This window comes from Mycobacterium sp. UM_Kg1 (assembly GCF_000972925.1).
GTDB classification, from domain to species: domain Bacteria; phylum Actinomycetota; class Actinomycetes; order Mycobacteriales; family Mycobacteriaceae; genus Mycobacterium; species Mycobacterium hiberniae.
This window is the reverse complement of sequence record NZ_JRMK01000190.1, coordinates 1-6,360: the sequence shown is the minus strand read 5'-3', so window position 1 is coordinate 6,360 and position 6,360 is coordinate 1. Positions and strand designations below refer to the sequence as shown.

Sequence of the window (6,360 nt, the reverse complement as noted above, 5' to 3'; positions counted from 1 at the left end):
GGTCGACACCAGCGTCTTGCCGTCCGCGACCCGGCGACCGGCATCCCCGAGCAGCACATGCTCGCGGTCGGTCTCCTCGTAACCGGCGTAGAACGCCGCGCGCATATCACCGATCGGGCTGCTGGTCCCGCCGGGGCGAAAGGCCGGCGCAAACGCGCTGAAGTCCGGAAGCGGCGGCAGGTCCTCGGTGATCTCGGTGATCCGGCGGCGCTGCAGGGCACGGTCGTCGGCGCCGGCCGTGGTCCAGGCTCGATCGAGTTCGCCCGCGACCCGTCGCAGCGCGTCGAGCAGATAGTGCACACTCGACCAGGTGACCCCGATGGTGAAGATCAACAACACCGAGTTGATCGATGTCTTGTTGATCTGGATGCCGAAGCGCTGCATCAGAATTCGCTCGCGGAAGTCATAGCCGGTCATCCCGGTCTTGCCGACGTACAGCGTCACCCGGGTCGGGTCGAGCACGAACTCGTCGGACCGCCAGGCCTCGTTCCACGACCCCAGCGCACCCTGGCGCACCTCCCGGTAGGAGCTGACCGCGGACTCCCGGAAGCGATCGGGAACCAGGTCGCTCTCGTCGAGGATGTGGAACCACTTGCCGATCAGCCGGTCCTTGCGGACCCGGTGGCGGAACACCAGCGCCATGTCGTACACCCGCCGCACCATGTCAAATCCCTCGATATCCACCTGGCGGCGGGCCAGGTCCAGGGATGCGAGCAGTTGCTGGTTGGGCGAGGTCGAGGTGTGGGTCAAAAACGCCTCGGCGAACGATTCCCGGGCCAGCGCGTTGAAGTCCTGGTCGCGGATATGGATCATCGACGCCTGCCGCAGCGCCGACAGCGACTTGTGCGTCGAGTGGGTCGCATACACCCGTACCCGCGCCGACGGGTGCGGCAGCAGACGGTGCTCGCTCCACTGGTCGCGGTCGATGCCTTCCATGCGGTCGTGCCACGCCTGATACTCGCGGGCGTAATGGGCCGAGCCCAGGGTGGTCTCCAGGCCTTCGGCGGCCACCATCGCGGTGCGCTGGCGAGCCCACGGCACCGCGGTGGCGAACGCGTACCACGCCTCATCCCACAGGAAGCAGATGTCGGGCTTGATGGCCAGAATCTCCTCCATCACCCGGCGGGGGTTGTAGACGACCCCGTCGAAGGTGCAATTGGTGAGCAGCAGCATCCGGACGCGATGCAGCTGGCCGGCGGCCTCCAGGTCGAGCAGGGCGCGTTTGATGGTGCGCAGCGCCACCGCCCCGTAGATCGCGAACTGCTCCAGCGGATAGGCGTCCAGGTACAGCGGGTAGGCGCCGGCCAGCACCAGCCCGTAGTGGTGCGACTTGTGGCAGTTCCGGTCGATCAGGACGATGTCACCGGGCCGGGTCAGCGCCTGCACCACGATCTTGTTGGCCGTCGAGGTCCCGTTGGTGACGAAGTAGGTGTGGTCGGCGTTCCAGGTCTTGGCGGCCTTGTTCATCGCCACCCGAATAGTGCCGTGCGGGTCGAGCAACGAGTCGAGGCCGCCGGAGGTCGAGGAAGTCTCGGCCATAAAGATGTTGCGGCCGTAGAACTCTCCCATGTCCTGCAGCGTGCGCGAGTTGAAGATGCTGGCCCCGCGCGCCACCGGAAGCGCGTGGAACTGACCGACCGGCTCGGCCGCGTAGGCGCGTAGGGCATCGAAAAACGGTGTGGCGTAGCGCTTTCGGATACCGGCAAGCACTGTGCTGTACAGGTCGGTGACATCGTTGAGCCGGTAGAAGCTGCGGTCGTAGACGTCCGGCTCATCTTCGGTGTCGGCGGCGATCGACTCGTCGGTCAGCAGGTACAGGTCGATGTGCGGGCGCAGCAGGCGCATCCACTCACCGCATTCGATGGCGTCGCGACCGCCCCCGGCGCCCACCGCGTCGTCCTGCGCGCCCAGCAGCGTGGTCATCAGCGGCACGCGGTCCCGCGACCGCAGCGGCAGGTCGTGGCGCACGATGGCGGCCTGGATCTCACCGTTGAGCGCTACCGCGGTGACGGCGTCTTCGACGCTGGACACCACCAGCAGTTCGATCTGTACGTCGTCGTCGGGGTTACGCAGCCGACGCAGGTTGTCGGCCAGGCTCTCGGGCGCATCCGGCGGCGAGTCGTCGGCCAGCAGCACCGTGTAGAACTGCTGCTGGCGGGCTTGGGCCACCAGTTCCTGCTCGGAGAGCGGCAAGCCCAGATCGAACAGCGCCGCCCGGTCGCCGTAGTCCGACAGCAGCCGCACCACCAGCGATACCCGCTCGGTCAGCGACACCGTCGCCATCGACTCCAAGTGATCGCGGAAGGCGGCCAGGTTCGCCGCGCCCGGAAACAGCCAGTACCGCTCGTAGGCGCCGAGCCGGTCAAGCAGGCGCTTGACCCGTGCGGCATGGTGGGTGGTGTCCAGCCCGGCCCGGTTGGCCTCGGCCAGTTGCCGGCAGGCGTCGTCGAGCAGGTTCCAGGTGTCGACCCGCGAGTACGACGGGTTGGCCACCGCCGCCAGCGCCGATACCCGCAGTCTCCGATTCGGTGCGTCCCAGCCCTCGACCATAGGGCCAGTGTGCCTGCGCCACGGCGGCTCCGGGCGCTTTCGCCCGACGTCCACGAGTCGCCGCCGACTCCGCTTCAGTTCTGCGGGTCGGACTCCGCGGCAGGCTCAGCTTCTTGCGCCCCGGCCTCGGCCGGCGCGGGCGCGGTGGTCCCGCGGACCGCCAGCGACGCCGCCCGCAGTTGCGGCGTCACCAGCATCACCTGACCGAGCACGCCGTTGACGAAGCTCGGCGAGTCGTCGGTGGACAGCTCCTTGGCCAGCTTCACCGCCTCGTCCACGGCCACCGGCTCGGGCACGTCGTCGGCGTGCAGCAGCTCCCAGATCGCCACCCGCAGGATCGCGCGGTCCACGGCCGGCAGCCGCTCGAGCTTCCAGCCCTGCAGGTGCGAGGTGATCAGGTCGTCGATATGCGCGCTGTGCTCGGTCACCCCGCGGGCCACCAGCACGGTGTAGGGGTGCAGCGGGGAGACGTCGGGCTGCTCACTGGCCAGCTTCGACCGCAACTCGGCGCCCTGGGCCGGGGTCAGGCCCCGGGCCTCAGCCTCGAAGAGCAGATCGACCGCGCGCTTGCGGGCTTGGTGCCGGCCCTTTACCGGCTTGCCAGCGGGCATGGTCAGGAGTTGACCCGTCCCAGATAGCTGCCGTCACGGGTGTCGATCTTCAGCTTGTCTCCGGTGTTGATGAACAGCGGCACGTTGATCTGGGCGCCGGTCTCCACGGTGGCCGGCTTGGTGCCCGCGCTGGACCGGTCTCCCTGCAGGCCGGGCTCGGTGTGGGTGACCACCAACTCGACGCTGACCGGCAGCTCCAGGTACAGCGGCACCCCGTTGTGGAAGGCGATCTGCACCAGCATGCTCTCCAGCAGGTAGTTGGCCGAGTCACCGACCAGCGACTCCGGCAGCGGGTGCTGCTCGTAGTCTTCGCTGTCCATGAACACGAAGTCGTTGCCGTCGCGGTACAGGTAGGTGGCGTCGCGACGGTCCACGGTTGCGGTCTCCACCTTCACGCCCGCGTTGTAGGTCTTGTCCACGACCTTGCCCGAGACCACGTTCTTGAGCTTGGTGCGGACGAAGGCCGGGCCCTTGCCCGGCTTGACGTGCTGGAACTCGATGATCTGCCAGAGCTGGCCGTCGATCACCAACACCAGCCCGTTTTTGAAATCAGCAGTTGAAGCCACGGCTTTATGTCTCCTAGAGGATGGTCAGTTAGTCAGGGAAGTCGATTCTGCCCTTTAGCGGTTTTACCTGCGCTTATGGCAGGCCGAGCCCGAGCTTCAGCCTCGCACAGCGCGTGAACCTAAGGCGTCGGGTTCGCCGAGACCTCTGCCGCCCGCCCTCATGCAATCCTGAAAGCTGGTACCGCTGTCCACCAACCGCTCCCCCACGACGATCACGCCCCAATTGCGCGGAGCGCGACCCCATCCGGAGCGGTGCGGCAACAACGAACACCCGAGCATCGTACGCGGCCCCGCGCCCAAGCAGTTTGCCCCGTGGTTGTTAACGGAGGAAGAGATCCCCGAGGACCTGCTCGTGGGACTGCTGGCACCCATCAGCCCCACCAGGTCACCCCGGCACCCTTCTAAAGGGCTCATCTTCCAGGCGCTCCCGGAGCGCCGTCGGTGCCGCCGTTTCCTGTGCCGCCAACGCCGCCGGCCCCTCCGATGCCGTCTGCGCTTAGGCCGATCCCGCCATCTCCACCGTTGCCGCCACCGCCGCCGTTCCCACTGGTAAATGAGCTTGAAAAAATGCCTCCGGCGTCGCCTCCTTGGCCACCTCTCCCACCATCGCCACCGATTGCTCCGGAACCTCCGCTACCACCGACTCCCCCACTACCACCTAGACCGTCGTTGGTTGCACGTGCCGTACCTCCCTGGCCGCCTATGCCGCCGACTCCACCAGCCCCGCTCACGCTTGAGCCGCCGTTCCCTCCGGCACCGCCGCTTCCGCCGGTACCACCATTTCCGATTACATCAAGTCCACCGCGTAGGTCGCCACCGGCTCCACCCCAACCGCCGGATCCGCCACGAGTAGCTCCGCCAGACGCACCACCGCTGCCACCATTGCCGCCGTTGCCGCCGTTGCCGCTCAACGCGCCATCGGAGCTGTAGCCGGAGAGGCCGCCGCCACCACCCGGCCCACCGCCACCAGCAACGCCACCGGCGTCATCGACACTTCCGCCGCTGCCGCCGTTTCCCCCGTTGCCGCCGTCACCGGCAGTGCCGTTGTAGTAACCCCCGACGCCAAAGCCTCCCCTGGCACCCAAGCCGCCTAGGCCGCCCCAGCCTGCATTGGCACCGGCAACACCGTTCCCGCCGTTCCCGCCGTCCCCACCTGCGCCGCCCGAGCCGCCGCTAGGGATGAAGCCAGTACCTTCGCCACCGGCCCCTCCTCTGCCGCCATGTCCACCGGAATACCCGACTCCACTACCGATTCCGCCGTTACCGCCGCGACCACCTGCAGCACCGCTGAGGTACGTTTCCGGGACTGGCAAGGGGTACTTCGAGGGCACTCCGTCTGTGCCGTTCCCCCCAGCCCCGCCGGCACCACCGTTGCCGGTGGGGCCCGCGTTACCGCCATCTCCGCCGTTTCCTCCGGCTTGTGGAGCAGCCTGAGCGCCAGTACCCCGCAAGCCCTGACCGCCGGCTCCGCCGTTGCCGCCATCGCCACCGCTGCCGCTACCTCCGGTTGAGCCATCAGCAGCGTGGATATTGTTGGCGCTCAGGCCACCCTGGCCACCAGCACCTGCGGCGCCGTGACTACCACCGCGACCACCATTACCACCGTTACCAGCTACGGAACTATGTCCACCACCAGCTCCGTTACCGCCGTCACCGCCACGACCGCCACTACCGGCGGTGCCGCCGCTACCGCCGATCCCTCCGGCTCCGTCAGTACCCGCAATGCCGTGAGATGCGGTGCCACCGACCCCGCCATTGCCACCGGCACCGCCAACACCACCGTTACCGCCGTCACCGCCTGCGCCGCCATTCGTGCCGTTGTCGCCTGAGTTGACGAGGCCGTCAGAACCCGCAGAACCGCTGTTGCCGTTGCCACCGGCGCCCCCGGTGCCGCCCCATCCGCCGACACCGCCATCTCCCCCGTTCCCAGCACGCGAGCCTCCTGCGCCGCCCGCCCCGCCGGTACCTCCCGATCCGCCGGACAAGCCGTCCGTTCCGGAGTCGCCAAGGTGTACGCCCGCTGAACCACTCGTGCCTACTGCGCCGTCCCCACCATTGCCCCCAGCGCCACCGTCGCCGACGTTTCCCCCGTTGCCACCCGTACCACCGTTACCACCGGAAGAACCCGGTGTTGTGGCGTTGTAGCCGTCGCCGCCGCGGCCGCCATTTCCGCCAGTGGTCACTGCGCTGCCAGCGGCGCCGTTGCTGCCGACGGATCCACTGTGGCCACCGGTGCCTGCCGCACCACCGCGTCCACCTGCGCCCGCTACGCCAGCGTCACCGCCCTGCCCACCGTTGCCGCCATCGATGTGCCCCGCTGTACCAGAGGCACCTGAGCCGCCGTTGCCAGCGACTCCCGCGTTGCCTCCGACCCCGCCTGCTCCCCCGTTGCCGTTGCTGCCCACGCCACCGAACAAGCCGCCCTGCCCGGCGTTGCCGCCGGACCCGCCCATACCTCCGACGCCGCCTATACCGCCATCGCCCGCGTTACCGCCAGCCCCACTTCCGCTACCGACGAAGGCGAAGGTGCCAGCCACCCCCGTGCCGCCGGTTCCGCCAGCGCCGCCGGCACCACCGAGTCCGCCATGTCCACCCGAGCCGCCACTACCGAACAGCGTTCCGCCCTGACCACC

At 68.4% G+C, this 6,360-nt stretch carries 6 protein-coding genes; 2 read left to right on the top strand and 4 right to left on the bottom strand.

The genetic code is table 11. The features are described 5' to 3' along the window. The 4 genes from LI92_RS19255 to LI92_RS24425 form a co-directional block, all read right to left on the bottom strand. On the bottom strand, positions 1-2,550 hold a 2,550-nt coding region (locus tag LI92_RS19255; protein WP_046321796.1), incomplete at its 3' end, for an aminotransferase class I/II-fold pyridoxal phosphate-dependent enzyme. Between the two features lie 74 nt (positions 2,551-2,624). Beyond that, a complete protein-coding gene (gene nusB / locus LI92_RS19250; RefSeq protein WP_046321795.1) occupies positions 2,625-3,161 on the bottom strand; it encodes a transcription antitermination factor NusB in 537 nt (178 codons plus the stop codon). Positions 3,162-3,163: 2 nt separating this feature from the next. Next, positions 3,164-3,727, bottom strand: coding sequence for an elongation factor P (efp, locus tag LI92_RS19245; protein ID WP_046321793.1), 564 nt, complete (start codon positions 3,725-3,727; stop codon positions 3,164-3,166). A 907-nt stretch (positions 3,728-4,634) separates the two neighbouring features. After that, positions 4,635-4,760, bottom strand: a complete 126-nt coding sequence (locus tag LI92_RS24425) for a hypothetical protein (RefSeq protein ID WP_286135199.1) — start codon at positions 4,758-4,760, stop codon at positions 4,635-4,637. Positions 4,761-4,947: 187 nt separating this feature from the next. Between LI92_RS24425 and LI92_RS23335 the strand changes: the two genes are divergently transcribed. Further along, positions 4,948-5,238, top strand: coding sequence for a hypothetical protein (locus LI92_RS23335; protein ID WP_152665557.1), 291 nt, complete (start codon positions 4,948-4,950; stop codon positions 5,236-5,238). A gap of 12 nt (positions 5,239-5,250) precedes the next feature. Next, on the top strand, positions 5,251-5,556 hold the full coding sequence (locus tag LI92_RS21975; RefSeq protein ID WP_052740864.1) for a hypothetical protein: 306 nt from the start codon (positions 5,251-5,253) through the stop codon (positions 5,554-5,556). The last annotated feature ends 804 nt before the right edge of the window (positions 5,557-6,360 follow it).